General features: G+C 53.4%; 20 protein-coding genes and 1 tRNA gene. 14 read left to right on the top strand and 7 right to left on the bottom strand.

The features are described from left to right. Positions 1-36: 36 nt before the first annotated feature. Complete coding sequence (gene rph, locus AAER43_RS00435) at positions 37-753, bottom strand: ribonuclease PH (protein ID WP_048996469.1); 717 nt, start codon at positions 751-753, stop codon at positions 37-39. 125 nt (positions 754-878) lie between these two features. Between rph and AAER43_RS00430 the strand changes: the two genes are divergently transcribed. The 4 genes from AAER43_RS00430 (at position 879) to AAER43_RS00415 (ending at position 6,365) form a co-directional block, all read left to right on the top strand. Next, positions 879-1,742: a YicC/YloC family endoribonuclease gene (locus tag AAER43_RS00430; protein WP_008502687.1), complete on the top strand. Its 864-nt coding sequence runs from the start codon at positions 879-881 to the stop codon at positions 1,740-1,742. Positions 1,743-1,880: 138 nt separating this feature from the next. Beyond that, entirely contained in the window at positions 1,881-3,815 is a 1,935-nt protein-coding gene (locus AAER43_RS00425; protein ID WP_057057603.1) for an acyltransferase family protein, read from the top strand. Positions 3,816-3,981: 166 nt separating this feature from the next. Then, positions 3,982-4,599, top strand: coding sequence for a trimeric intracellular cation channel family protein (locus AAER43_RS00420; protein ID WP_050863103.1), 618 nt, complete (start codon positions 3,982-3,984; stop codon positions 4,597-4,599). 113 nt (positions 4,600-4,712) lie between these two features. Then, positions 4,713-6,365: a phosphoethanolamine transferase gene (locus AAER43_RS00415; RefSeq protein ID WP_047343848.1), complete on the top strand. Its 1,653-nt coding sequence runs from the start codon at positions 4,713-4,715 to the stop codon at positions 6,363-6,365. Here AAER43_RS00415 and ligB read toward each other — a convergent pair. Further along, the gene (gene ligB, locus AAER43_RS00410; RefSeq protein ID WP_050863102.1) at positions 6,362-8,032 is read right to left on the bottom strand and encodes an NAD-dependent DNA ligase LigB; all 1,671 of its coding nucleotides are present in this window, start codon (positions 8,030-8,032) and stop codon (positions 6,362-6,364) included. The genes AAER43_RS00415 and ligB overlap by 4 nt on opposite strands. A 251-nt stretch (positions 8,033-8,283) precedes the next feature. Between ligB and gmk the strand changes: the two genes are divergently transcribed. The 5 genes from gmk to recG are packed head-to-tail and all read left to right on the top strand — an operon-like array spanning position 8,284 to position 14,150. Beyond that, the gene (gene gmk, locus AAER43_RS00405) at positions 8,284-8,907 is read left to right on the top strand and encodes a guanylate kinase (RefSeq protein ID WP_014881977.1); all 624 of its coding nucleotides are present in this window, start codon (positions 8,284-8,286) and stop codon (positions 8,905-8,907) included. A 54-nt stretch (positions 8,908-8,961) separates the two neighbouring features. Beyond that, entirely contained in the window at positions 8,962-9,237 is a 276-nt protein-coding gene (rpoZ, locus tag AAER43_RS00400; RefSeq protein ID WP_000135058.1) for a DNA-directed RNA polymerase subunit omega, read from the top strand. Positions 9,238-9,256: 19 nt separating this feature from the next. Then, a complete protein-coding gene (spoT, locus tag AAER43_RS00395; protein ID WP_014881976.1) occupies positions 9,257-11,371 on the top strand; it encodes a bifunctional GTP diphosphokinase/guanosine-3',5'-bis pyrophosphate 3'-pyrophosphohydrolase in 2,115 nt (704 codons plus the stop codon). A gap of 4 nt (positions 11,372-11,375) precedes the next feature. Continuing rightward, positions 11,376-12,065, top strand: a complete 690-nt coding sequence (trmH, locus tag AAER43_RS00390) for a tRNA (guanosine(18)-2'-O)-methyltransferase TrmH (RefSeq protein WP_014881975.1) — start codon at positions 11,376-11,378, stop codon at positions 12,063-12,065. Positions 12,066-12,068: 3 nt separating this feature from the next. Continuing rightward, the gene (gene recG / locus AAER43_RS00385; RefSeq protein WP_050863101.1) at positions 12,069-14,150 is read left to right on the top strand and encodes an ATP-dependent DNA helicase RecG; all 2,082 of its coding nucleotides are present in this window, start codon (positions 12,069-12,071) and stop codon (positions 14,148-14,150) included. 2 nt (positions 14,151-14,152) lie between these two features. On the opposite strand, the gene gltS is transcribed toward recG, so the two are convergent. Next, on the bottom strand, positions 14,153-15,355 hold the full coding sequence (gltS, locus tag AAER43_RS00380; protein WP_045269340.1) for a sodium/glutamate symporter: 1,203 nt from the start codon (positions 15,353-15,355) through the stop codon (positions 14,153-14,155). 224 nt (positions 15,356-15,579) lie between these two features. Between gltS and xanP the strand changes: the two genes are divergently transcribed. Continuing rightward, the gene (xanP, locus tag AAER43_RS00375) at positions 15,580-16,971 is read left to right on the top strand and encodes a xanthine/proton symporter XanP (RefSeq protein ID WP_014881972.1); all 1,392 of its coding nucleotides are present in this window, start codon (positions 15,580-15,582) and stop codon (positions 16,969-16,971) included. Positions 16,972-17,089: 118 nt separating this feature from the next. Beyond that, positions 17,090-18,778 carry an AsmA family protein gene (locus AAER43_RS00370; protein WP_050863100.1) on the top strand — a complete coding sequence of 563 codons (1,689 nt, stop codon included), beginning with the start codon at positions 17,090-17,092 and terminating at the stop codon, positions 18,776-18,778. 117 nt (positions 18,779-18,895) lie between these two features. On the opposite strand, the gene yicI is transcribed toward AAER43_RS00370, so the two are convergent. Continuing rightward, positions 18,896-21,214 carry an alpha-xylosidase gene (gene yicI, locus AAER43_RS00365; RefSeq protein WP_057057604.1) on the bottom strand — a complete coding sequence of 773 codons (2,319 nt, stop codon included), beginning with the start codon at positions 21,212-21,214 and terminating at the stop codon, positions 18,896-18,898. A 12-nt stretch (positions 21,215-21,226) separates the two neighbouring features. Then, a complete protein-coding gene (locus AAER43_RS00360) occupies positions 21,227-22,618 on the bottom strand; it encodes a glycoside-pentoside-hexuronide family transporter (protein WP_047626543.1) in 1,392 nt (463 codons plus the stop codon). A 291-nt stretch (positions 22,619-22,909) separates the two neighbouring features. Here AAER43_RS00360 and AAER43_RS00355 point away from each other — a divergent pair. Continuing rightward, a tRNA-Sec gene (locus tag AAER43_RS00355) sits at positions 22,910-23,004 on the top strand. 85 nt (positions 23,005-23,089) lie between these two features. Here AAER43_RS00355 and AAER43_RS00350 read toward each other — a convergent pair. Both AAER43_RS00350 and AAER43_RS00345 read right to left on the bottom strand, forming a co-directional pair. After that, a complete protein-coding gene (locus tag AAER43_RS00350) occupies positions 23,090-24,262 on the bottom strand; it encodes a HEPN domain-containing protein (RefSeq protein WP_050862781.1) in 1,173 nt (390 codons plus the stop codon). A gap of 37 nt (positions 24,263-24,299) precedes the next feature. Beyond that, on the bottom strand, positions 24,300-24,491 hold the full coding sequence (locus tag AAER43_RS00345) for a toxin-antitoxin system HicB family antitoxin (protein ID WP_050862785.1): 192 nt from the start codon (positions 24,489-24,491) through the stop codon (positions 24,300-24,302). Between the two features lie 125 nt (positions 24,492-24,616). On the opposite strand from AAER43_RS00345, the gene AAER43_RS00340 reads away from it, so the two are divergent. Together AAER43_RS00340 and tssD are read left to right on the top strand one after the other, a co-directional pair. After that, positions 24,617-24,913, top strand: a complete 297-nt coding sequence (locus tag AAER43_RS00340) for a SymE family type I addiction module toxin (protein WP_050862780.1) — start codon at positions 24,617-24,619, stop codon at positions 24,911-24,913. Between the two features lie 376 nt (positions 24,914-25,289). After that, positions 25,290-25,775 carry a type VI secretion system tube protein TssD gene (gene tssD / locus AAER43_RS00335; RefSeq protein WP_050862779.1) on the top strand — a complete coding sequence of 162 codons (486 nt, stop codon included), beginning with the start codon at positions 25,290-25,292 and terminating at the stop codon, positions 25,773-25,775. The last annotated feature ends 7 nt before the right edge of the window (positions 25,776-25,782 follow it).

The raw sequence follows: 25,782 nt of genomic DNA, 5'->3' as shown, positions 1-25,782 counted from the left end.
GGCAAAAAAAAGGCGACTCATTGGTCGCCTTTAAAATCAATCTTCTAACGCCGCTTTCTGCGACGTGACAATAGATTCGATTCCCCCTCGGGCCAGAGCCAGCAGGGTAAGAAGTTCTTCATGGGTGAACGGCTCGCCTTCCGCCGTGCCCTGCACCTCAATGATGCGACCGTCTTCGGTCATCACTACGTTCATGTCGGTCTCGGCGGCGGAATCTTCGACGTATTCCAGATCGCACAGCGCTTCACCGTTAACGATACCCACGGAAACCGCCGCAACCATGCCTTTCATTGGGTTGGTTTTAAGCTTACCGGCTGCAACCAGTTTGTTCAGGGCATCGGCCAGCGCCACACAGGCACCGGTAATGGACGCGGTACGCGTGCCGCCATCAGCCTGAATCACGTCGCAGTCGAGCGTAATCGTGAATTCACCGAGAGTTTTCAGGTCCACAGCAGCGCGTAGCGCACGCGCGATCAGACGCTGAATTTCCATGGTACGGCCACCCTGCTTACCCTTCGCCGCTTCACGGGCGTTACGGGTGTGGGTCGCGCGCGGCAGCATGCCGTATTCTGCGGTGATCCAGCCCTGGCCCTGGCCTTTCAGGAAACGCGGAACACCTTCTTCGATGGACGCGGTGCACAGTACTTTGGTGTCACCAAACTCAACCAGCACGGAACCTTCAGCGTGTTTTGTATAGTTACGGGTCAGGGTGACGGGACGCACCTGATTGGCGCTACGACCTGATGGACGCATGATGGATTCTCCGGCTTGAAACGAATGTGGCTGCGCATTATACGGATAAAGGACGCTTATTCCTATCCTGAGAAGCCCCCGAAAGCTATAATCCCCCCATCTCTCCTTTAAAAACGGGAATGTCTATGATCCGCAGTATGACCGCCTACGCCCGGCGTGAAATCAAGGGTAGCTGGGGTAGCGCTACCTGGGAAATGCGCTCGGTAAACCAGCGCTATCTGGAAACATATTTCCGTATGCCGGAGCAGTTCCGCAGCCTCGAGCCCGTTGTACGCGAGCGCATCCGTACTCGTCTGACGCGCGGTAAAGTGGAATGTAACCTGCGTTTTGAGCCTGATGCCAGTGCGCAAGGCGAACTGATCCTGAATGAAAAACTGGCTAAACAGCTCGTGAATGCGGCGAACTGGGTCAAAATGCAAAGTGATGAAGGCGAAATCAACCCGGTTGATATTCTGCGCTGGCCTGGCGTCATGGCTGCCGGTGAGCAGGATCTGGATGCCATCGCCGCCGAAATCCTTGCCGCCCTCGACGGTACCCTGGATGACTTTATCGTGGCCCGCGAAACCGAAGGCCAGGCGCTGAAAGCGATGATTGAGCAGCGTCTTGAAGGCGTAAGCGCCGAAGTGGCAAAAGTCCGCACCCATATGCCGGAAGTGCTGCAATGGCAGCGCGAGCGTCTGGTAGCCAAACTGGAAGAAGCGGAAGTTCAGCTGGAAAACACCCGTCTGGAACAAGAGCTGGTGCTGATGGCGCAGCGTATTGACGTTGCCGAAGAGCTGGATCGTCTGGAAGCACACGTGAAAGAGACCTACAACATCCTGAAGAAGAAGGAAGCGGTAGGCCGCCGCCTCGACTTTATGATGCAGGAGTTCAACCGCGAGTCGAACACCCTGGCATCTAAGTCGATCAATGCTGAAGTAACCAACTCAGCGATCGAGCTGAAGGTGCTGATTGAGCAGATGCGCGAGCAAATCCAGAATATCGAGTAACCTCCCTCGATAATGTTTAAAAGGCCACTGGAAGCAGTGGCCTTTTTCGTTTGGCATTAGAACACAAGAAATTACTTATTGCTTTTGTTACACTCTCCGACGTTTTAATTAAAAGAAAAATATTGTTCGGAAAAGTGAATGGCAAACATCAACTTAACATTAGAGGAAAGCAAAAGCCTCGCCGTTGACCGCGAATTCCGCCAGGATATCAACCTGCTGCGTGGCGTTGCCATTCTTTCAGTAGTGCTTTACCACTTCGCACCAGCCCTTCTCCCGGGCGGGTTTGTTGGGGTAGATATCTTCTTTGTTATCTCTGGTTTTCTGATGACAAAAATTATATCTACAAGCCTGGAAAAGCATTCATTTAACCTTATAAAGTTTTATACTGCACGTGCTAAACGCATACTCCCTGCATTGCTTTTGATGTGTATTATCATGGCATTGGCGACTTTATTTTGGCTTCCAACAAACGAATATCGAAAACTCGGAAATTATATTGGCTATATCGTTATTTTTATTTCCAATATAAAGCTAAATAAGGAGTCTGGAGACTATTTTGCTACCGACTCGCATGAAAACTGGTTCCTTCACACTTGGTCACTCTCGGTTGAATGGCAGTTTTATCTGGTTTTACCCTTTATTATTATGGCGTTATACCCGCTCAGGAAATGGATCACTACCGGGTTATGCCTGCTGATACTTACGCTGGGTGCATTTTGGTATAGCATGAGTGCAACGGCGAATGACGCTACCCGGTTTTATTTGATGCCCTATCGCGCTTGGGAAATGCTCTGCGGTGGCCTCGTCTGGTATGGGGCAAATCGTTTAACCCTCCCCAGGGCTTTGCGCACGATAACGAGCCTGCTGGGATATATGCTCATCGCGGCTTCTGTTTTCTTTATTAGCGCTGAACGCGCCTGGCCAGGCGGGTTAACTCTGCTACCCATCATCGGTACCATGCTAGTTATCTATAGCAACGATAATTCACTGTTTAGCCTTGCTGACCGAAACCTTCGCTGGGTGGGTTTAAGTTCCTATTCTATCTATTTATGGCATTGGCCTGTTGCCGTGTACCTCATTTATGCAGGGCACCAGGACAACGGACTCTGGGTAGTCGGCGCTATTGCCTTATCATTTTTACTCGGATGGGTCTCATGGGTAATGATTGAGCAACCCGCCAAAAACTTTTTGAACCAGCTTAGCGTTGCAGCATTATGGATAATTCTGTTTAGCTGTATCGGGACAGCCTGGGGGTATAGCTATCTGGTAAAAAACGGCATGATTGTCAGCCACCCTGATGTGCAGGTAGAGCGGATTGCCACCGAAGCGAACAATAAAAACTATGCCGCCGATCCAAAAACGCACATGAGTTTTTACGGTACCGGTACACCTGCAGCCATCATTATTGGCGACAGCCACGCCGAAGCGGCGGCAACTGCCGTTGCTGCAGCGGCAGCAGATCGTGGTTCAGTTGTCGGCATAACCTATTCCGGTTGCCCTACGTTGGCAGATGCCACTCTGCTAGAGAGCAAACGTTGTGGCAAATTTAACCGCTCGCTGAGTGAAAAATTGAAAGCCTATCCTGCTAACGTCCCGGTAGTGATTATCAACCGTCTGACCCACTATGCTGAGAAAAGACTTGTGAAATTCATCACAGGCTCTCTGGACGATAAACAATATTTACAGCAGTATGCGGCGTCCATCGTAAAGATGGCCTGTACGCTTAATCGCGAACATCCGGTGGTGCTGGTCAATCCTGTTCCAGAAATGAATGTGAATGTGCCCCGAACCCTCTCCCATCGCTTAATGACGTCTAAAAAAGCGCAGGATATCTCCATTCCTCTGGAAGAGTATCAGAATCGAAACCGCGCAATACTGATGGCGCAATCTCTGGCAGCAAAAACCTGTGGCGTTAAGGTTCTCGACCCCACGCCTTATCTGTGCAGTGCGGGGCGGTGCATGGGCAGTAAAAATCTTGAACCGCACTATTTCGACGATAACCACCTCAGCGAGACGGGTAATAAAGCGCTTGTGCCTATGTTTCGTCTGATCTTCACTCAACACACGCCCTAAACATGAGAAAAAATAATGTATTCATAAACACATTGACGCCATAAAGACGGCGCATGAACTGTTTTTGGATTAAAATAAGTAGGTCATTGTCGCTCACACAAAAAAAACTAAATAGTGACCCGCTGCACAAAACGCTACTCTGCCGCCCAACATGCTGGGGGAAGACATGCTGCTACATATTCTTTATCTCGTAGGGATCACAGCCGAAGCCATGACTGGAGCACTCGCTGCTGGTCGTCGACGTATGGATACGTTTGGGGTGATCATTATTGCTACTGCCACAGCACTGGGTGGTGGATCGGTACGTGATATCCTGTTGGGACACTATCCGCTTGGCTGGGTAAAAAACCCTGAATACATTGTTATTGTGGCGATTGCCGCTGTGTTGACCACCATCGTTGCGCCGGTTATGCCCCATCTTCGCCGTCTGTTTTTAGTCCTTGACGCTTTGGGTCTTGTGGTTTTCTCCATCATAGGGGCGCAAATCGCGCTGGATATGGGCGAAAGTCCGGTCATTGCCACTATCGCCGCAGTCGTAACAGGCGTGTTTGGTGGCGTATTGCGTGATATGTTCTGCAAGCGCATTCCGCTGGTTTTTCAGAAAGAGCTTTACGCCGGGATATCCTTCGCCTCTGCCGTTCTGTATATTGCTTTACAACACTATGTTTCGAGCCATGATGTTGTGATCATTGCTACGTTAATATTTGGCTTTACGGCTCGCTTGCTGGCGCTGCGCTTAAAACTGGGATTGCCCATTTTTCATTACACGCAGGACACACATTGAATTCTCAACAAAGCTACAACAAAGTAGTAAAAAGCACTTTTTGTTATCTCATTTTACCGGGGCAATTGCGATAAACTATCGCACCTTTCCCCCCATTAATTTGCGTTAAAACAATGTCCTTTGCCAAAACGTCAGCACTGATTATTCATAAAAAACTCAGCAGTCATTTTTTAATATTGCTGCTCGTTTCCGTGCTAATTCAATTATGGCCTGTATTTTTAACGCAACCTGCCCGATTCGCAGTGCGCATTGCGATTTGTAATGCGCTGTTACTGATTTGTGCCGCAGCGATCTATCGCTCGCTTTCCGGCAAGATGGTCGCATTTGCTTTAACCGCCCTGCTCACGTTAAATTTTGCGATTGCTTACAGTACATGGAGTGTCTACCAGAGCGAATTTAACACTGTATTTGCGATGAGTATGCTCGGCACTCACGTAGCCGAGGCAAAAAGCATGTCGGGTTTATACCTTCACTGTTTACCAGCCGCGGTTGCTTACTTTATTGTCACCTGGTACGCAATCCAATCCGCTGGCGAGCATGCTTCTTCCCGGGTAAAAACCGTCGGATTCGTTCTGCTTGCCGTTTATTTGGGATGGTACTCAACGGCAAGCTGGCTAAAAAAACGCCACGACCTTGAAGTTTATTATCCCCTAAGCTCCCGGATTTTAACCAATACACCGTTTTACATCGGCGCAGAGTTTATTATTGCTCATCGTGATAACGCGCTGGCACAGAAAATCAGTCAGCACAGTATCAATTATCCTGCGTTGCAGCATCATGAAACAGGCATCGAAAATTATGTTGTTATCGTAGGTGAATCCGCACGTCGCAGCAATATGCAGCTTTACGGTTTTAACCAGGAGACCACGCCAGTGGAATCCAGGCTGACTAAGAATGCCCTCATTTTTAGCAATGCTATTGCCCCCGCGTCAGCCACCGTTCTTTCCGTGCCGATGATATTAAGTAAAGCGGATCCGGACCACTTCACCGCCGATAAGCTTGCTGACAATATCGTTAGCCTTGCTAATCAAACGGGCTATCACACGGAATGGATTAGCGCCCAGGGTAATACAGGCAAGAGCAATAATTACATTGTGGCCATTGCCTCTGTCAGCCAAAAAGCCCAGTGGATTGACACGCGTTATGACTCCGAGCTTTTACCTGCCCTTGATGAGGCGCTTAAAACCCCCGGCAAGAAATTGATTTTTCTACATATAAACGGCAGTCACGAGATGGCCTGCGATCGGTACCCCGCATCCGCCAATATTCTGCACTCCGGCAACAAATATGAAGATTGCTACAATAACGCGATTTTGTTTACCGACTCTTTCATTGGCGAAGTGACTAAACGCCTGCAGGGTAGCACATCCTCTCTGCTCTATTTTTCAGACCATGGACTGGAAAAAAACCCGCAACTGAATTCTATCTATATGCATGGCTCACGTAATCCAAGCAAAGAAGCTTACCAGGTCCCCCAGTTTATCTGGTACAGCCAGCAAGCCCTGAATACTCAAAAAAGAGCGGTGGGTTGGATACATGAACCGTGGCCCACGGCAAGCAATTATGAATTGATGTTAACGTGGCTTGGAATCACAACGGGTGTTGATCAGTGCAGTTCGGTACTTGAAGCGTGCTACCAGGCTCCCACGCTTATCCCGGTGATTGATGGCGGCCGTCACATCTATGACTACGATCAGCTTCGCGAAACCTTCAGTTCGCCAGACAGGCATACCCCCTGGCGCAAAGCTAAAGCAAGCTCACTCTAAAATCCTGGCAGACCCTGTTTGCCGAGCCACGTCGCCAGGATGGCAACGCCAGGATCGTGAATGAATGCGACAATTTTCCGCGCCCTCTCTTCCCCCGTACCCGGCAAGGCCTGCCACGCCTTTGCGCTGCGTTCACGCATCTGTTGCCATGACATATCCCCCAACGCCTTCAGCGAGGCTTGTGGCAATGGCGCACCCAACGCCATCATCCAGTGGATAAAAGGTTGTTCACGTACCAGGTTGAAGCGATGCCAGATCGCCAGCCCCCGCGCTGGAGAAAACCCCGGCGTAGACTGGAGCTGCGCCTGCGTTAAGAGCAGCCATGAGAAGAGATGTTCAAAACGATGCGCCTGCCAGAGTGTTCGCCAGCCTGACTCGCCTAATCCTTCAATGTTGAATACCTGCTTAGAACTGAGCCACGTCAACCGGGCGAAGAACTGTTCCATACACTCTGGCGAAGCATAAAAACAGCTCAGGGAGTGAAAACGCGAGGCCGGTGGTTCTGGTTTTTGTCTGTCCGTCCCTCGCCAGATAACCTTATCAAACCGTGGGATACCCAGCCCGGCAAGGCTCACCTGGATCTGATCGCCAGGGGCAATATCCAGCCTCTGCCAGCGTCCAACCGACCCCAGGCTCACCCGCTGTACCTGTTTATCATCCAGTTGCACCGGCTCCAGCGCCGCCACGACGGAAATTTTACCCGTACGCCCAACTGAAAAATGAATATCCCTGACCTCAGCAACCTGCGCAACTGGCGGATATTTCCACGCCATGACCCAGTTGCCTTCGCCAGGCAGCCAGCGCTCCCCTGAAGGCGACTCCGCGGACCGAACCACAATGCCATCCGTGGCAAAGGGTAATGCTGTGTTTTGCCAGGCCAAACGCTGCTTTTCAACTTCATCAACCGTTCGGGCGGGCAAGGTATAGGGCGCCGTCATGGAAAACCCTGCTCCGGAAAGCGCCGAAATCATACTTTCCATCTCTTTCGGACCATCCGGCCAGGCCCAGATAAATATTCCTGTCTGGTTCAGAAGCGCACCGTCGTTCTGCCGCATCATCGCCCCCGCCACTTTTGCGCGTGCATTCATTCCGCCCATCTGCCGCTGAATATGATTCTCGCGCATCCAGAAAAGCTCCCCCTGCAGGACGCTGTTTGCCAGTGCGCCGGATACCTCTTTAGGCACTGACGGAATCAAACGCACGCGAGCGGTCCAGTCCTCACCTTTTAACCCATTACCGCGACTGATAGCCTGGGCGAGCTTTCCGTTGCGATACACCAGCGTCACCGCCACGCCGTCGACTTTTGGCTGCATCCAGAGATTTTTCTGGCCTCGCATCCACTGACCTAGCGCTTCTTTGCTGGCGGCCTTATGCACCCCCGTATGGGCAACAGGATGTTTTACGCTTCCCGTCAGCGCAGGTAAGGTGTTCTCTGAGAGATCATGGCCAAAACAGCGCTGCCACTGGGCTAAGCGTCCGTTGAGCTGGTCGTATACCTCGTCGTTGACCTCGCTGACGCCCTGCTTCCAGTAGGCTTCATCCCAGCGTTTGATCTGTGCGCTTAAGGATGCAATCTCTTTTCCGGCTTTAGCCTGTGACCACACCGGACACACCGCCGCCCCATAACCACACCACAACAGCATTAACCCGCTTATCCATCGCCACATCGCTACCCCTCCTTTGCAATGCCGGAGGTATAACCTGACGTGAGAAACATGGCTAATAACAACTTCTCATCATGCGAGACGCTATCCAGTATTCATTTTTATTGCAGCAAACCGCGGGTAAAACCTGAAAACGGTACGCAAAATTCAATAATCCAGGGGAAAAAGTGTGACAAAGGCTACGTCACACTGCGCCGACGTGTATAATAAGCCCGTATGTAGGACTTCTTCGCTAACACATACAAAAGACTCTCATGGCTCAAGGCACGCTTTATATTGTTTCTGCCCCTAGTGGCGCGGGTAAATCCAGCCTTATTCAGGCACTGTTAAAAACCCAACCGTTGTACGACACACAGGTATCTGTTTCTCACACCACGCGTCAGCCGCGTCCGGGTGAAGTGCACGGTGAACACTATTTCTTTGTGGATCACGACGAGTTCAGAGCGATGATCGCCAGGGATGCGTTTCTTGAACACGCTGAAGTGTTTGGTAACTACTACGGTACCTCGCGTGAAACCATTGAGCAGGTTCTGGCCACGGGCGTGAATGTCTTCCTGGATATCGACTGGCAGGGCGCACAGCAAATTCGCAAGAAAATGCCGGAGTCACGCAGTATCTTTATTTTACCGCCATCGAAAGATGAGCTGGATCGCCGTCTGCGTGGCCGTGGTCAGGACAGCGAAGACGTGATTGCAAAGCGTATGGCCCAGGCAGTTGCAGAAATGAGCCATTACGCGGAATATGATTACCTTATTGTGAATGATGATTTTGATGCCGCGCTGAGCGATCTCAAAACCATCCTTCGCGCAGAACGTCTGCGTATGAGCCGCCAGAAGCAGCGACATGACGCATTAATCACCAAACTGTTGGCAGACTGAACCCACTTTCAGTATCATGCCCAGTCATTTCTTCACCTGTGGAGCATTTTAAGTATGGCACGCGTAACTGTTCAGGACGCTGTAGAGAAAATTGGTAACCGTTTTGACCTGGTACTGGTCGCCGCGCGTCGCGCTCGTCAGATGCAGGTAGGCGGTAAAGATCCGCTGGTACCGGAAGAAAACGATAAAACCACCGTTATTGCACTTCGCGAAATCGAAGAAGGTCTGATCAACAACCAGATCCTCGACGTGCGTGAGCGCCAGGAGCAGCAAGAGCAGGAAGCCGCAGAACTGCAGGCCGTAACCGCCATTGCTGAAGGTCGTCGTTAATTAAACCTGCGGGTCGCCCTTGTATCTGTTTGAAAGCCTGAATCAACTGATTCAAACCTATCTGCCTGAAGACCAGATTAAGCGTCTTCAGCAGGCGTATCTCGTTGCACGTGACGCTCACGAGGGCCAGACACGTTCAAGCGGTGAACCCTACATCACGCACCCTGTTGCGGTAGCCTGCATTCTGGCCGAGATGAAACTCGACTACGAAACGCTGATGGCTGCTCTGCTGCATGACGTGATCGAAGATACCCCTGCCACCTACCAGGATATGGAACAGCTGTTTGGCAAAAGCGTTGCCGAACTGGTGGAAGGGGTCTCTAAGCTTGATAAGCTGAAATTCCGCGACAAGAAAGAGGCGCAAGCCGAAAACTTCCGCAAGATGATTATGGCGATGGTGCAGGATATCCGCGTCATTCTCATCAAACTCGCTGACCGTACCCACAACATGCGCACGCTGGGCTCACTTCGCCCGGACAAGCGTCGCCGCATTGCTCGTGAAACCCTGGAAATTTACAGTCCGCTGGCGCACCGTTTAGGTATTCACCACATTAAAACCGAGCTGGAAGAGCTGGGTTTTGAAGCGTTATACCCGAACCGCTATCGCGTCATTAAAGAGGTGGTGAAAGCCGCACGCGGTAACCGTAAAGAGATGATTCAAAAGATCCTCTCGGAAATTGAAGGGCGTTTACAGGAAGCGGGCATTCCGTGCCGCGTCAGCGGCCGCGAGAAACATCTGTACTCGATTTACTGCAAAATGGTGCTCAAAGAGCAGCGTTTTCACTCGATCATGGATATTTACGCGTTCCGCGTGATCGTCCACGATGCCGACACCTGCTATCGCGTGCTGGGGCAGATGCACAGCCTCTACAAACCGCGTCCGGGGCGCATGAAAGATTACATCGCCATTCCAAAAGCGAACGGCTATCAATCTTTGCATACCTCGATGATCGGTCCACACGGCGTGCCTGTCGAAGTGCAGATCCGCACCGAAGACATGGACCAGATGGCAGAGATGGGTGTCGCCGCGCACTGGGCGTATAAAGAGCACGGTGGCGAAAGCAGCACGACTGCACAGATCCGCGCCCAACGCTGGATGCAGAGCCTGCTGGAACTGCAGCAGAGTGCGGGTAGCTCCTTTGAATTTATCGAGAGCGTGAAATCCGATCTCTTCCCGGATGAGATTTACGTTTTCACCCCAGAAGGTCGCATTGTCGAACTGCCTGCGGGCGCAACGCCGGTCGACTTTGCTTACGCAGTACATACCGATATCGGGCATGCCTGCGTGGGCGCACGCGTCGACAGACAGCCTTATCCGCTGTCTCAGCCGCTCTCCAGCGGCCAGACGGTAGAAATTATTACCGCACCGGGCGCACGCCCGAACGCGGCCTGGCTGAACTTTGTGGTGAGCTCCAAAGCGCGCGCCAAAATTCGCCAGTTGCTGAAAAACCTCAAGCGCGACGACTCCGTCAGCCTGGGACGCCGTCTGCTCAACCACGCGTTGGGCGGTAGCCGTAAGCTGGCTGAAATTCCACCAGAGCATATCCAGCGCGAACTCGACCGCATGAAGCTCACGTCTCTGGACGATCTGCTGGCGGAAATTGGTCTCGGTAACGCCATGAGCGTCGTGGTGGCGAAAAACCTGCAGCAGGGCGAAGCGATACCTTCTGCTCCAGGCGCATCCGGCCACGCTCATCTGCCAATCAAAGGCGCGGACGGGGTGCTGATCACCTTCGCGAAATGTTGCCGTCCAATCCCAGGTGACCCGATTATTGCGCACGTCAGCCCCGGCAAAGGGCTGGTTATCCACCATGAATCCTGTCGTAACATTCGCGGCTACCAGAAAGAAGCCGAGAAGTTTATGGCGGTCGAGTGGGACAAAGAGACGGCGCAGGAATTTATCACCGAAATTAAGGTGGATATGTTCAATCACCAGGGTGCCCTGGCAAACCTGACGGCAGCGATCAACACGGCCTCGTCCAACATTCAGAGCCTGAATACGGAAGAAAAAGACGGCCGCGTTTATAGCGCCTTTATTCGTCTGACCGCCCGCGACCGCGTGCATCTGGCGAATATTATGCGCAAGATCCGCGTCATGCCGGACGTGATTAAAGTTACCCGAAACCGAAACTAGGTTTATGAATTCACAACGTTATACACGTATCTGCGAAATGCTCGCCAGGCGTCAGCCTGACCTGACGGTCTGCATGGAGCAGGTTCATAAGCCTCATAACGTCTCTGCTATCGTTCGTACCGCAGACGCCGTCGGCGTGCATGAAGTGCACGCCGTCTGGCCGGGCACCCGCATGCGAAACATGGTGTCTGCTGCCGCAGGCAGCAACAGCTGGGTATCCGTCAAAACGCATCAGACGATTGGTGAAGCCGTATCGCACCTGAAAGGCCGCGGTATGCAGGTTCTTGCGACTCACCTTTCTGCTAAAGCTGTGGATTTCCGCGAGATCGACTACACCCGCCCAACCTGCATTTTGATGGGGCAGGAGAAAACCGGGATCACCCAGGAAGCGCTGGATCTGGCGGATCAGGACATCATCATCCCGATGATCGGTATGGTTCAGTCCCTGAACGTGTCGGTTGCCTCTGCGCTGATTCTGTATGAAGCGCAGCGCCAGCGCCAGAACGCCGGAATGTACGAGCGCAGCAACAGTATGCTGCCGGAAGAGGAACAGCAGCGCCTGCTGTTTGAAGGCGGTTATCCGGTGCTGGCTCGCGTCGCGAAGCAGAAAAAATTGCCTTACCCCCACGTCAACGCGCAGGGCGAAATTGAAGCCGATGCCGAGTGGTGGTCCACCATGCAGTACGCCGGGTAACTGATGAAAGGCCGCCTGCTGGATGCCATTCCGCTCAATAGCCTGACGGGCGTGGGCGCGGCGCAAAGCAGTAAGCTGGCAAAAATTGGCCTGCATACCGTGCAGGATCTCCTCCTGCACCTCCCTCTGCGTTACGAAGACCGCACTCAGCTCTACAAAATTGGCGATCTGCTGCCTGCCATTTACGCCACCGTTGAAGGCGAAGTCCTGAACTGCAACATCACGTTTGGTGGACGCCGGATGATGACCTGTCAGATCAGCGACGGTACCGGCATTCTCACCATGCGTTTTTTCAACTTCAGCGCAGCGATGAAAAACAGCCTGGCGACAGGCCGCCGAGTGCTGGCCTATGGCGAAGCCAAACGCGGTAAATACGGCGCAGAGATGATCCACCCGGAGTACCGCGTGCAGGGCGACCTCAGCACACCGGAACTGCAGGAGACGCTTACGCCGGTTTACCCGACGACTGAAGGCATTAAGCAGGCAACGCTGCGTAAACTCACCGATCAGGCGCTGGAGCTGCTGGATACCTGCGCGATTACCGAACTTCTGCCCCCCGAGCTGGCACAGGGCATGATGAGCCTGCCCGAGGCATTGCGCACACTGCATCGTCCACCACCCACATTACAGCTCAGCGATTTAGAAAGCGGCAAACATCCCGCACAACGGCGTCTTATCCTTGAGGAATTACTGGCACATAACCTGAGCATGCTGGCGCTTCGCGCAGGCGCGCAGCGTTTCCACGCTCAGCCGTTAAGCCAGAATGATGCGCTCAAAGATAAGCTGCTGGCCACTCTGCCGTTTAAGCCGACTGGCGCACAAGCGCGCGTAACGGCCGAGATTGAACGCGATATGGCACTCGACGTGCCGATGATGCGCCTGGTGCAGGGCGACGTCGGGTCCGGTAAGACGCTGGTTGCCGCCCTGGCAGCACTGCGCGCGATTGCCCACGGTAAACAGGTGGCGCTGATGGCGCCGACTGAGCTGCTGGCTGAACAGCACGCCAATAATTTCCGCGCCTGGTTCGCGCCGCTCGGGATTGAGGTAGGCTGGCTTGCCGGGAAGCAAAAAGGCAAAGCGCGTCTTGCGCAGCAGGAAGCCATCGCCAGCGGCCAGGTGCAGATGATTGTCGGCACACACGCTATCTTCCAGGAGCAGGTACAGTTTAACGGCCTTGCGCTGGTGATTATCGACGAACAGCACCGCTTCGGCGTGCATCAACGTCTGGCGCTGTGGGAAAAAGGGCTGCAGCAGGGCTTCCATCCGCATCAGCTGATCATGACCGCCACGCCAATCCCGCGCACCCTGGCGATGACCGCCTACGCCGATCTGGATACCTCCACCATCGATGAACTGCCGCCGGGGCGTACGCCGGTCACGACGGTCGCCATACCGGATACGCGCCGCAGCGATATCATCGACCGCGTGCGCAACGCCTGTACCCACGAAGGGCGTCAGGCCTATTGGGTCTGCACCCTGATTGAAGAGTCAGAACTGCTTGAAGCGCAGGCTGCTGAAGCAACGTGGGAAGAGCTAAAGCTGGCGCTGCCGGAGCTAAACGTGGGTCTGGTTCACGGGCGCATGAAGCCTGCCGAAAAACAGGCGGTGATGCAGGCGTTCAAACAGGGTGAGCTGCATTTACTGGTCGCGACGACGGTTATTGAAGTGGGCGTCGACGTCCCCAACTCCAGCCTGATGATCATCGAAAACCCGGAGCGTCTTGGCCTTGCTCAGCTCCACCAGCTGCGTGGGCGCGTTGGGCGTGGCGCAGTGGCCTCCCACTGCGTGCTGCTCTATAAAGCGCCGCTCTCAAAAACTGCCCAGATGCGTTTGCAGGTGCTGCGCGACAGCAACGACGGTTTTGTGATTGCACAAAAAGACCTTGAGATACGCGGCCCGGGCGAATTGCTGGGCACGCGTCAGACGGGAAATGCCGAATTTAAGGTGGCGGATTTGCTGCGCGATCAGGCCATGATCCCGGAAGTTCAGCGCCTCGCACGCCATATTCATGAACGCTACCCCGAACAGGCGGCAGCGTTAATTGAGCGCTGGATGCCGGAAACCGAGCGCTATTCCAACGCCTGATCTCAGGCAAACATCGGCAGCATCAGGTACAGCTTAATCACCAGCGCGTTGACGATATCAATAAAGAACGCCCCGACCATTGGCACCACCAGAAACGCCATGTGCGATGGCCCAAACCGTTCGGTGATCGCCTGCATGTTGGCAATAGCCGTTGGGGTTGCCCCCAGACCAAACCCGCAGTGACCCGCTGCCAGCACCGCTGCATCGTAGTTTTTCCCCATCAGGCGCCAGGTCACGAACATGGCGTACAGCGCCATAAACAGTGCCTGCACCGCCAGAATCGCCACCATCGGCAGCGCCAGCGAGGCCAGCTCCCACAGTTTGAGGCTCATCAGCGCCATCGCCAGGAACAGCGACAGACAGACGTTACCGAGCACCGATACCGCACGTTCAAACACGCGGTAGAAGCCCATCAGCGCAAGACCGTTGCTCAGAATGACCCCGATAAACAACACGCAGACAAAGGTCGGAAGTTCAAACGCTGTACCCGCCAGCCATTGCGCAACCACTTTGCCCATGGTCAGGCAGATGGCAATCATCGCGATGGTTTCAATCAGTACCAGCGAGGTGATGCTGCGCCCGACATCCGGCTTTTCGAACGCGGTGGGCACCATTTCATCGTCCGGTCTGCCATTCGGCGTGGTGGAATGTTTAACGAGATAACGGGCCACCGGGCCGCCAATCAGGCCACCCAGCACCAGACCAAAGGTTGCGCAGGCCATCGCCACTTCCGTTGCGTTTTCAAAGCCGTAACGCTCGATAAACAGCTTACTCCACGCGGCTCCGGTACCATGGCCGCCTGACAGGGTAATCGAACCCGCCAGCAGACCCATCAGCGGATCCAGCCCCAGCAGCGTCGCCATGCCGATGCCAATGGCGTTTTGCATCAGCAGCAGTCCCACCACCACAATCAGAAATACGCCGAGCACCTTACCGCCAGAGCGCAGGCTCGCCAGGTTGGCGTTCAGGCCGATGGTGGCAAAGAAGGCCAGCATCAGCGGATCTTTCAGGGACATATCAAAATCAATTTCCCAGCCCATGCTTTTTTTCAGTACCAGCAGGGCCAGCGCCACCAGCAAGCCACCGGCGACAGGTTCAGGAATGGTGTACTTTTTCAGAAAGGAAACACTATGTACCAGCTTGCGACCAAGCAGCAGAACCAGCGTTGCGGCAACAAGGGTCGACAACGTATCGAGATGAATCATAAAAGGCTCCTGTTATGCGCGTGTTCCATACACACGCGGCGTTATCCTGGCCGGTTTGCGCTCTTCATGAGCCACCGGCGCAAAAAGTGTAATTTTTTTTCCCGACGGGTTGTAGAAAACCTGCTCACAACGGCAGATTTTCTTCCCTTTTTTTGCTGGCAATCGTTTGCTTTTACCAGGTGGTCAGATAAAATGCCCGCTTTTCCACCGTGGGATTGCCGCCGATGTCCGTTAACACCATAGAGTCGCCTGATGCGCAACCGATTGCGCAGAAGCAAAATAGCGAACTGATTTACCGCCTTGAAGATCGCCCGCCACTGCCTCAGACGCTTTTCGCGGCCTGCCAGCATCTTCTGGCGATGTTTGTCGCGGTGATCACCCCGGCGCTGCTGATCTGCCAGGCGCTCGGTTTACCGGCGCAGGATACGCAGCACATCATCAGTATGTCCCTCTTCGCCTCTGGCGTGGCCTCAATTATTCAAATTAAAGCGTGGGGTCCGGTGGGGTCGGGATTATTGTCGATCCAGGGTACCAGCTTTAACTTCGTGGCACCGCTGATCATGGGCGGCACAGCCCTGAAAACCGGCGGTGCGGATGTCCCGACCATGATGGCGGCGCTGTTCGGCACCCTGATGCTGGCAAGCTGCACGGAGATGGTCATCTCCCGCGTGCTGCATCTGGCGCGCCGCGTCATTACCCCGCTGGTCTCCGGCGTGGTGGTGATGATTATCGGCCTGTCGCTGATTCAGGTCGGCCTCACCTCCATCGGCGGCGGCTATGCCGCAATGAGCGACCATACCTTCGGCGCACCGAAAAACCTGCTGCTGGCGGGCGTCGTGCTGGCGATCATTATTCTGCTTAACCGCCAGCGTAACCCTTACCTGCGCGTGGCTTCGCTGGTGATCGCCATGGCAGCCGGTTATCTGCTGGCGTGGGCGCTGGGCATGTTGCCGGAGAACACCGCACCGACCAACAGCGCGCTGATCACCGTCCCCACACCGCTGTACTACGGTCTGGGCATTGACTGGGGTCTGCTCCTGCCGCTGATGCTGGTCTTTATGATCACCTCTCTGGAGACCATCGGCGATATCACCGCTACCTCCGACGTCTCCGAGCAGCCGGTGTCCGGCCCGCTGTACATGAAGCGCCTGAAAGGCGGCGTGCTGGCGAACGGCCTGAACTCGTTTGTTTCTGCGGTATTCAATACCTTCCCGAACTCCTGCTTCGGCCAGAACAACGGCGTGATCCAGCTGACCGGCGTCGCCAGCCGCTACGTGGGTTTTGTGGTGGCGCTGATGCTGATCGTCCTCGGCCTGTTCCCGGCGGTGAGCGGCTTTGTGCAGCACATTCCTGAGCCGGTGCTGGGTGGCGCAACGCTGGTGATGTTCGGGACTATCGCAGCGTCCGGGGTGCGTATCGTCTCCCGCGAACCGCTGAACCGCCGGGCGATCATGATTATCGCGCTGTCGCTGGCCGTGGGACTGGGCGTTTCTCAGCAGCCTCTGATCCTGCAGTTTGCCCCTGACTGGGTGAAAAACCTGCTCTCTTCCGGCATCGCCGCGGGCGGTATCACCGCTATTGTGCTGAACCTCGTTTTCCCGCCTGAAAAGAACTGATCCCCTTCACGGCAGGCAGTCAATGCCTGCCGTGACATCTATTTACACCATTCCCGCCTTGAGGATTGCGCATAAATCGTGCATAACTCCCTTATGTACGTTTGCGGGATGGAAGACCATGAAATTTATTGGAAAGCTGCTCGTCTATCTTCTGGTAGCCCTGCTCATTGTGATACTGGCGCTCTATATTCTGCTCCAGACCCGCTGGGGCGCGGCTCAGGTCAGCAGCTGGGTGACGGTGAATACCGATTACGAACTCAGTTTCGACAAGATGAATCACCGCTTTTCGTCGCCTTCCCATCTTATTCTGGAAAACGTCACCTTCGGGCGGGACGGTAAACCTGCCACGCTGGTAGCCAAAAAAGTTGATATCGGCCTGAGCAGCCGTCAGGTGACCGATCCGCTGCATATGGACACCATTACCCTTTTCGATGGCACGCTGAACCTCTCGCCGCAGACGGCACCGCTGCCCTTGCAGGCCGATCGTCTACAACTGAGCAATATGGCCTTTAACAGCCCGAATACCGAATGGGATCTGAGCGCGCAGAAGGTGACGGGCGGCGTCAGCCCATGGCAGCCGGAAGCCGGCAACGTGCTGGGGAAAAACGCACAGATTCAGATGAGCGCAGGCTCGCTGACACTCAACGGCGTCCCGGCCACCAACGTGTTAATTGAGGGCCAGCTTAACGGCAAGGAGGTAGTGCTGAACACCATCGGTGCCGATATGGCGCGCGGTTCGCTCACCGGCTCCGCCCTGCGTAACGCCGACGGAAGCTGGGTTATCGACACCCTGCGTCTGAATGAGATCCGCCTGCAGAGCGACAACACGCTGAAAGCCTTCTTTGCCCCGCTGGCCACCCTCCCTTCTCTGCAAATAGGCCGTCTGGAGGTCACCGACGCCCGGCTGCAGGGCCCGGACTGGGCGGTGACCGACCTCGATTTAAGCCTGCGCAACCTGACGATAAGCAAAGGCGACTGGCAAAGTCAGGACGGGCGTTTGTCCATGAACGCCAGCGAGTTTATCTACGGCTCGCTGCATCTGTTTGACCCGATCCTGAACGCAGAGTTTTCCCCGCAGGGTATGGCGCTGCGCCAGTTTACCTCCCGCTGGGAAGGCGGCATGGTGCGCACCTCCGGCAACTGGCTGCGCGACGGCAAAGCGCTGGTGCTGGACGATGTCGCCATCGCCGGTCTGGAGTACACCCTGCCGCAGAACTGGAAAACGCTGTGGATGGAGCCGCTACCGGAATGGCTGAACAGCGTCACGCTGCAAAAATTCGGCCTGAGCCGCAACCTGGTGATCGACATCGATCCCGCCTTCCCGTGGCAGATCACCTCCCTGGATGGCTACGGTGCCAACCTGCAGCTGGTGAAAGACCGCCAGTGGGGCGTGTGGAGCGGCAGCGCAACCCTGAACGGCGCGGCGGCGACCTTTAACCGCGTGGACGTGCGCCGTCCGTCGCTGGCGTTGAATGCCAACGCCGCCACGGTGAACATTACCGACCTGAGCGCATTTACCGAGAAAGGCATTCTGGAAGCGACGGCGACGGTTTCGCAGTTGCCGCAACGGCAAACCACCGTCAGCCTTAACGGGCGCGGCGTGCCGCTCAACGTGCTGCAGCAGTGGGGCTGGCCAGCGCTACCGGTGACGGGCGACGGCAATATTCAACTCACCGCCAGCGGCAGCGTGCAGGCCAATGCGCCGCTGAAGCCGACGGTGAACGGCAAGCTGAGCGCGGTGAATATAGATAAACAGCAGGTAGAGCAGACGATGACGGGTGGCATTGTTTCAACACCCGTGCAATAAACAAGCCGGGTGGCGGTTTTATTCCCTCTCCCTGTGGGAGAGGGTCAGGGTGAGGGCATCAGACCGCATAATTACCGTAGGCCCGGTAAGCGAAGCGCCACCGGGCATTTTTATCGCTCAGAGGTGAACCACCACCTCATTCCCCTCCGCTTTTACCACCACGCCCCACTCGCTTCCCGCATGTGAACCGCCTTTCACGCCGCCCACCTTCTGCACGTTGCGCAAGCACACCGACCAGTTTCGCGCCTCACCCACGCCGGTCAGGGTCACGGTATCGCCCTCTCGTGACGCTTTCAGCGTAAACGCCACCGCGCCGTCCGCCGCAGGCACTTCACTCACCGCCGTTGCGCCATCCTCCAGGTTAAACAGCTGGAAGGCCGTGCCCTCGTTCCACGCATAGTCTGGTTTCTGGCTGTTATTGCCCAGCGCCAGCAGGGTGTTATCGCGCACATAGACCGGCAGGCTGCGGAAGTCGTGCTGTTGCTTATGCCAGCGGCTACCCTGAATTTCGTCGTTATGCCACAGGTGCGTCCAGCGTCCTTCAGGTAGCCAGAACTGTACATCGCCCTCCTCTGAGAACACCGGCGCGACCATCACCGCATCCCCCAGCATGTACTGGCGGTCAAGATAATCGCATGCCGGATCGTCCGGGAACTCCAGCATCATCGCCCGCAGCATCGGCGTACCGCACTCGCGCGCCAGCGCCGCCTGACGGTACAGATACGGCATCATCCGGCACTTCAGCTGCGTAAAGTGGCGCACCACGTCGCAGGACTCGTCATCATACGCCCACGGCACGCGGTAAGATTTACTGCCGTGCAGGCGGCTGTGGCTGGATAAAAGCCCGAACGCGCACCAGCGCTTGTAGACGTGCGCCGGGGCGGTGTTTTCAAATCCGCCGATATCGTGGCTCCAGAACCCAAAGCCGGACAGGCCGATCGACAGCCCGCCGCGCAGACTTTCCGCCATCGACTCATAGTTGGCGTAGCAGTCACCACCCCAGTGAACCGGGAACTGCTGCGCGCCCACGGACGCCGAGCGGGCAAACAGCACCGCCTCTTGCTCACCCACGGTCTCTTTCAGCACGTTCCACACCAGCGCGTTGTAGATGTAGGCGTAATGGTTATGCATCTTCTGTGGATCGGATCCGTCAAACCACTGCACGTCCGTCGGGATGCGCTCGCCAAAGTCGGTCTTAAAGCAGTCGACGCCGATGTCCACCAGGCCTTTCAGCTTGTCGGCATACCACCGGCACGCTTCCGGGTTAGTGAAGTCATAAATTGCCAGCCCCGGCTGCCACTTGTCCCACTGCCACAGGGAGCCGTCCGGGCGCTTGAGCAGGTAGCCCTTCTCTTTCAGTTCGCGAAATACCGGCGACTTCTGGCCGATGTACGGGTTAATCCACACGCAGACCTTCAGCCCTTTCTCCTTCAGGCGGCGGATCATCCCTTCCGGATCCGGGAAGGTCACCGGGTCCCACTCAAAATCACACCACTGGAAGGCCTTCATCCAGAAGCAGTCGAAGTGGAAGACGTGCAGCGGCAGATCGCGCTCGGCCATGCCGTCGATAAAGCTGTTAACCGTCGCTTCGTCGTAGTTAGTGGTGAACGACGTGGTCAGCCACAGGCCGAACGACCACGCGGGCGGCAGCGCCGGACGCCCGGTGAACCGCGTATAGCGGTTGAGCACCTCTTTTGGCGTCGGGCCGTCGATCACGAAGTACTCCAGATACTCCCCTTCGACGCTGAACTGCACTTTGGAGACTTTCTCCGAGCCGACTTCGAACGAGACGTTTTCCGGGTGATTCACCAGCACGCCGTAGCCGCGGTTGGTCAGATAAAACGGGATATTTTTGTAGGACTGCCCGGTGCTGGTGCCGCCGTCGCGGTTCCACGTTTCGATCATCTGGCCGTTGCGCACCAGGGCGGTAAAGCGCTCGCCCAGACCGTAGACCGTTTCGCCTACGCCGAGGTCGAGACGTTCAAACAGGTAGTTGCGATCGGTGTTGGTGTCCTGCACGTAACCGTTGTTTTTCAGCTGGCTGCCGGTAATGCGCTGGCCGTTGCGCAGGAAGTCCAGCGCCCAGAACTCCCCTTTGGTCACGCGCACGCTGACGCTTCCGCTTTTCAGCTCGGCAAATTCCGCGTTGTTTTCAATCTCGACCTTCACGTCTTTCAGCACGTTCAGCGGATAGTGCGGGCCGTTGTCCAGCGCGCCCTGGAAGTGCTCGATGCGCACCCCGACAATCCCCTCCTGCGGGGCAAACAGGCGCACCGTGAACATGAGCGTGTCGAGCTGCCAGGTGCGCTCACGCACGTCGCGCGGCGCCACGTACACCACCAGGTCATTGCCCTGCTGCTCCACGTCGAACACCTGTACCGGATACGTCACGTTCAGACCCGGTTGAATAAGCCAGTTTCCATCACTGATTTTCATGCTTTCGTCCTCTTAGTTCTGCAATTCTTTGCTGACCGGCAGGTTTTCAAACTCCTGCTGATTGCGGCGCGCACCCTGCGCCAGCTCGCCCAGGATTTTGGTCAGGAAGGGGGTTTTCAGCGTGTAGTAGCGTTTGGCGATAATGGCGCTCAGCACGTAGCAGACCGCCGGGGCCAGGGTAAACAGGCCGATAATGATGCTGATGGTCGCGCTGTTCTGGGTTTTGGCTGCCGCGTCGTAGCCGCCGCCTGCCAGCATCCAGCCGATCATCGCCCCGCCCAGCGCCAGGCCAAGCTTCAGCACGAACAGCGTGCCCGCAAAGCTGATCCCGGTCAGACGTTTGCCGTTGGTCCATTCGCCATAGTCGACGGTATCGGACATCATTACCCACTGGATCGGCGTTACCAGCTGGTGCAGCACGCCGATGACGAAGATAAAGGCGAACATCACCACGGTGGCATGCATCGGCACGAAGAACATCGCCACGCTCACCACCGCCAGCGCGGCGTTGGTCCACCAGAAAATGCTGACCTTACACTTCCAGTCGGTGAGCGGTTTCGCCAGCGCGGAGCCGATCAGGTTGCCGACGCAGTAGGTGGTGAGGAACGCGACGAACACTTCCGGCGAGCCCATGATCCAGGTGCAGTAGTACATCATCGCGCCGCCGCGCACGCAGACGGCGAGGATGTTGAGGATGGTCAGCACGCCAACGATGCGCCACTGATCGTTGCGCCAGATGTCGCGTAGGTCTTCCCGCATGGCGGTGGTGCTCGGCGGCACCTGGATGCGCTCTTTGGTGGTGAAGAAGCAGAACGCCAGCATCAGGAACGCGACCACCGACAGGACGGCGATCCCGCCCTGGAAGCCGAACGCTTTATCGTCGCCGCCGATCAGGTTCACCAGCGGCATCATCAGCACCGTGGAGAGCATGCCGCCCGCCGTCGCCAGCACGAAGCGCCAGGATTGCAGGGAGATACGCTGCGTCGGGTCGTTAGTGATCACCCCGCCCAATGCGCAGTACGGGATGTTAACCACGGTGTAGAGCAGGGTCAGCAGCGTATAGGTAACGGCGGCGTAAACCATTTTGCCGTTGAGGCTGAGATCCGGCGTGGTATAGGCCAGCACGCAGACGATGCCGAACGGGATGGCGCCGAACAAAATCCACGGGCGGAACTTGCCCCAGCGGCTGCGGGTGCGGTCGGCAATCAGCCCCATACATGGGTCGGAGATTGCATCCAGCGCACGGGCGAGCAGGAACATGGTGCCGACAAACCCGGCGGGAATGCCGAAAATATCGGTATAAAAAAACATCATATACAACATGACGTTATCAAAAATGATGTGGCTGGCGGCGTCTCCCATGCCGTAGCCAATCTTCTCTTTTACTGACAATACTTCGCTCATCTTTTATTCATCCTTCACGCTGTAGGGGGCGCTGAGACCGGTTGCATTGGTTTTAAACCATTGTTTCATGAGCGGGTATTGCGTTTTCTGGTTAGCAGATTACGTTTCTTGTTTTTTGTGATCGCGGTAAATGTCGGAGAGCACAAAACGCTAACCTGAGGATTTTCTTAAGAATTAACTGAAACAGGGGGGTACAGGTCAAAAGAGAGGTGAAAAAAGTGTGTCGGGGTATGTGGTAAATGCCTGAAAGTAGCTATAATGCGCCCCGCCTCCATGTAGCAATGCAGGCGCGGAAGATCGTCATCTCCGGTGAGGTGGCTGGACTTCAAATCCAGTTGGGGACGCCAGCGTTCCCGGGCAGGTTCGACTCCTGTGATCTTCCGCCAAAATTTTTATTAACGTTCAGATTGCACCCATTAAAATTCTTATTTTGAACGGAACATATCTGTTTCAAAAATATTTCGCGAAAAATCATAACATATTAATTATCCCTTTAAGGTTCGCATTATAATACTCCAAATCATTAATAGTAATCTCTCTATTAAGATCATGTACAATAATATTCTTTATATTTCTCAATTTTGAAGATTGCTCAGCAACATCCTCACTTATTAAATTTCGATCCCTCAACCTTTGTACTATTTGAGAAAAAGGCATATTCATTCCTTCTACTATAATTCCACTTTTATATGCTAGGCTTAGCACTCTGTTTTCAAAAGCTTTCCATGAAATGATAAAATCACTATAATGCTGATTATTATTCATGGCAACATTCTCTGCTAATTCCTCTCTTTCATTTTCAGGAACTGTGATTTTATCTAAAGATGCTAGAGCTTCTTCTAAAATTGGTTTAATTTCACTATCAAGCTCTATAATGAGATCATAATCCTTTTTTTCTATTGTATTATTATGAGCAATCTTACATCTTAATAGATAAAGTTTTTCCCATCTTGCCTTAAGATAAGTGGCATCACAACCAACATGCTTTTGAAAATATCTTTGCCAATTAGATAAGGGAATGAAGTCTTTAATGCTATCAATGCTGATCATCTCTTCATCATGATTTTTTATTGTCTGAATGAGCTCATCAATTTCTTGCGTTCTGTAAGAATCGAAAAGGAAATTAGATAACTGAATAAAGTCAGTTTCATATAAGTAATTGTTGTTTGAAGATGTACCTTTGTCTCTTTTAGTTTTACGTAATTCATCAGGGAATGTGGTTTCTATCCATCCCAAACCTACATTTGTCAACATAAATTTAGTTATTAACTTCCTCATCAAATTCTCTATTTGATGAATCACTGGATACCCTTTAACGGAGTAATTAAAACTAATATCATCCCAAATTGTTTGTACATTATTTTTTGAGGCGAAATGTAACATCCCTCTAAGGGTTTTTAAAAAAATTACAAAATCATCAATTAACTCTTCATTGTCATTATTAACCCTAAGGTGGAATATCTTATGCCTGTCAGAGGGGCATTTTTCCTCAGAAATTTTCAGTCCATATGTATGGCTTTTATAGATAACATTATCTCTGGACAAAGCTAGATCAGCATTTGATTGTATGAAGTTTATAAAGGATTTTTTTGTCCTACAAAAAGAATCTTTAATTTCTATAGTTACCAAATACTCAACTTTCATATTATAAACTCTTGCCTCATCTAAATATTAAATAATTTCAACCTTTTGGTTTTATTCCCCGCTCATACAGAGCCTCCCTCGCTAAATTTTTTAACCAACTGGCGAGACTCACCCCTTCCTCAGCCGCCACTGCATCCAACTGTTCCTTCAATGCCGGATCAATCCGCATCTTAAACTGCGGAGACTGCCCACCGCCTTTTGGTTTTTTTTCGCGCGAAATGATTGACATGAGGCCACCTATCCATTTAATCTCACACACATAGGAGGCCACCTAAACCTCCTGTACTAGCAACGCCCCGATGTGCGGGAACACAACCGGAGCGTCTAACCTCACCAACTATCAAGGAGTTGATTATGGCTGATTCGCATTCTACCCCAGACACCGACCAATCCGGAACCGAGCGTTCGTTAATTGTGGGATACCGCCCGAATGTTTTCGACAAATCCACGCCCAATATCATTCTGTCTGGCAAGTGGCTGCGTGCCGCAGGCTTTGATACCGGACAGCAGGTCACGGTCAAGGTGATGAAAGGGTGCATCGTTCTGGTGGCGTATAACGAGCAGGAGCAGCGGATTCTCGAAGATTACAAACGAACTAAAGCAAAGTTATCCCAGATCGAGCGCACCCTGACGAGCCTGCAATTATCATAACTGTGACCACTTTTATCCAGTTGGCTGCTGAGCATGCAGCCAACATAAAACATTATGGAATGCCCGTTTTCTTCGATAACATCCAAAAAGCGCTCGTACCCCACATGTAATGCTCACTTACAAGAACAGTATTTTAATAATATTCATCATTTCAATACCTGACGCTATGTTAACTTATGACTTACCTTAAAATGTTAGTAAATCATAATTCAGTGCTATAGTTTTCAAATATCTATCCGAGAAACCAATACGTCTCAAAGAGCAATTCTTAGTTACTAGTAACCTCCTAATATTTTATTTTCTATCTTGAAACGAAAGTCACAATCTAAATCATTAATGAAGAGTACTTTTTCTCAACCTATAAAAGGAGATTGAGATGGCTATACCTGTTTACTTATGGCTTGAGGATGATTCTGGCCGGAGGATTAATGGTTCTGTCGAGATAAAAGATCGAGAGGGTTCAATAGAAGTGATTGAATTTATGCATTCTATAGAGCAACCCGTAGATAAATTGTCCGGAAAAATTACAGCAAAACGTATTTGTAGCACCTATGCATTCATGAAAGAGATTGATTCATCATCCTCTTATCTATACAAAGCCTTATGCACTGGGCAAACACTAAAAAAAGCAGAATTCATATTTTACAGGATAAACTATAACGGGCTCGAAAAGGCTTACTTTAAGACAACTTTAGAAAACGCAAGAGTTGTTCAAATTGAACCACTTATGTTTGACATTAAACATCCGCAAAATGAACAATATACACACCATGAATATGTAGATCTGACCTATGAAAAAATCACATGGCACTACATTGATGGAAACATCATTCACTCTGATACATGGAAAGAACGCGCTTAAGGAGAAA

The organism is Enterobacter sp. FUJ80071 (assembly GCF_038739915.1).
Classification (GTDB): Bacteria; Pseudomonadota; Gammaproteobacteria; order Enterobacterales; family Enterobacteriaceae; genus Enterobacter; species Enterobacter kobei.
This window is presented reverse-complemented; position numbering and strand designations above follow the sequence as displayed.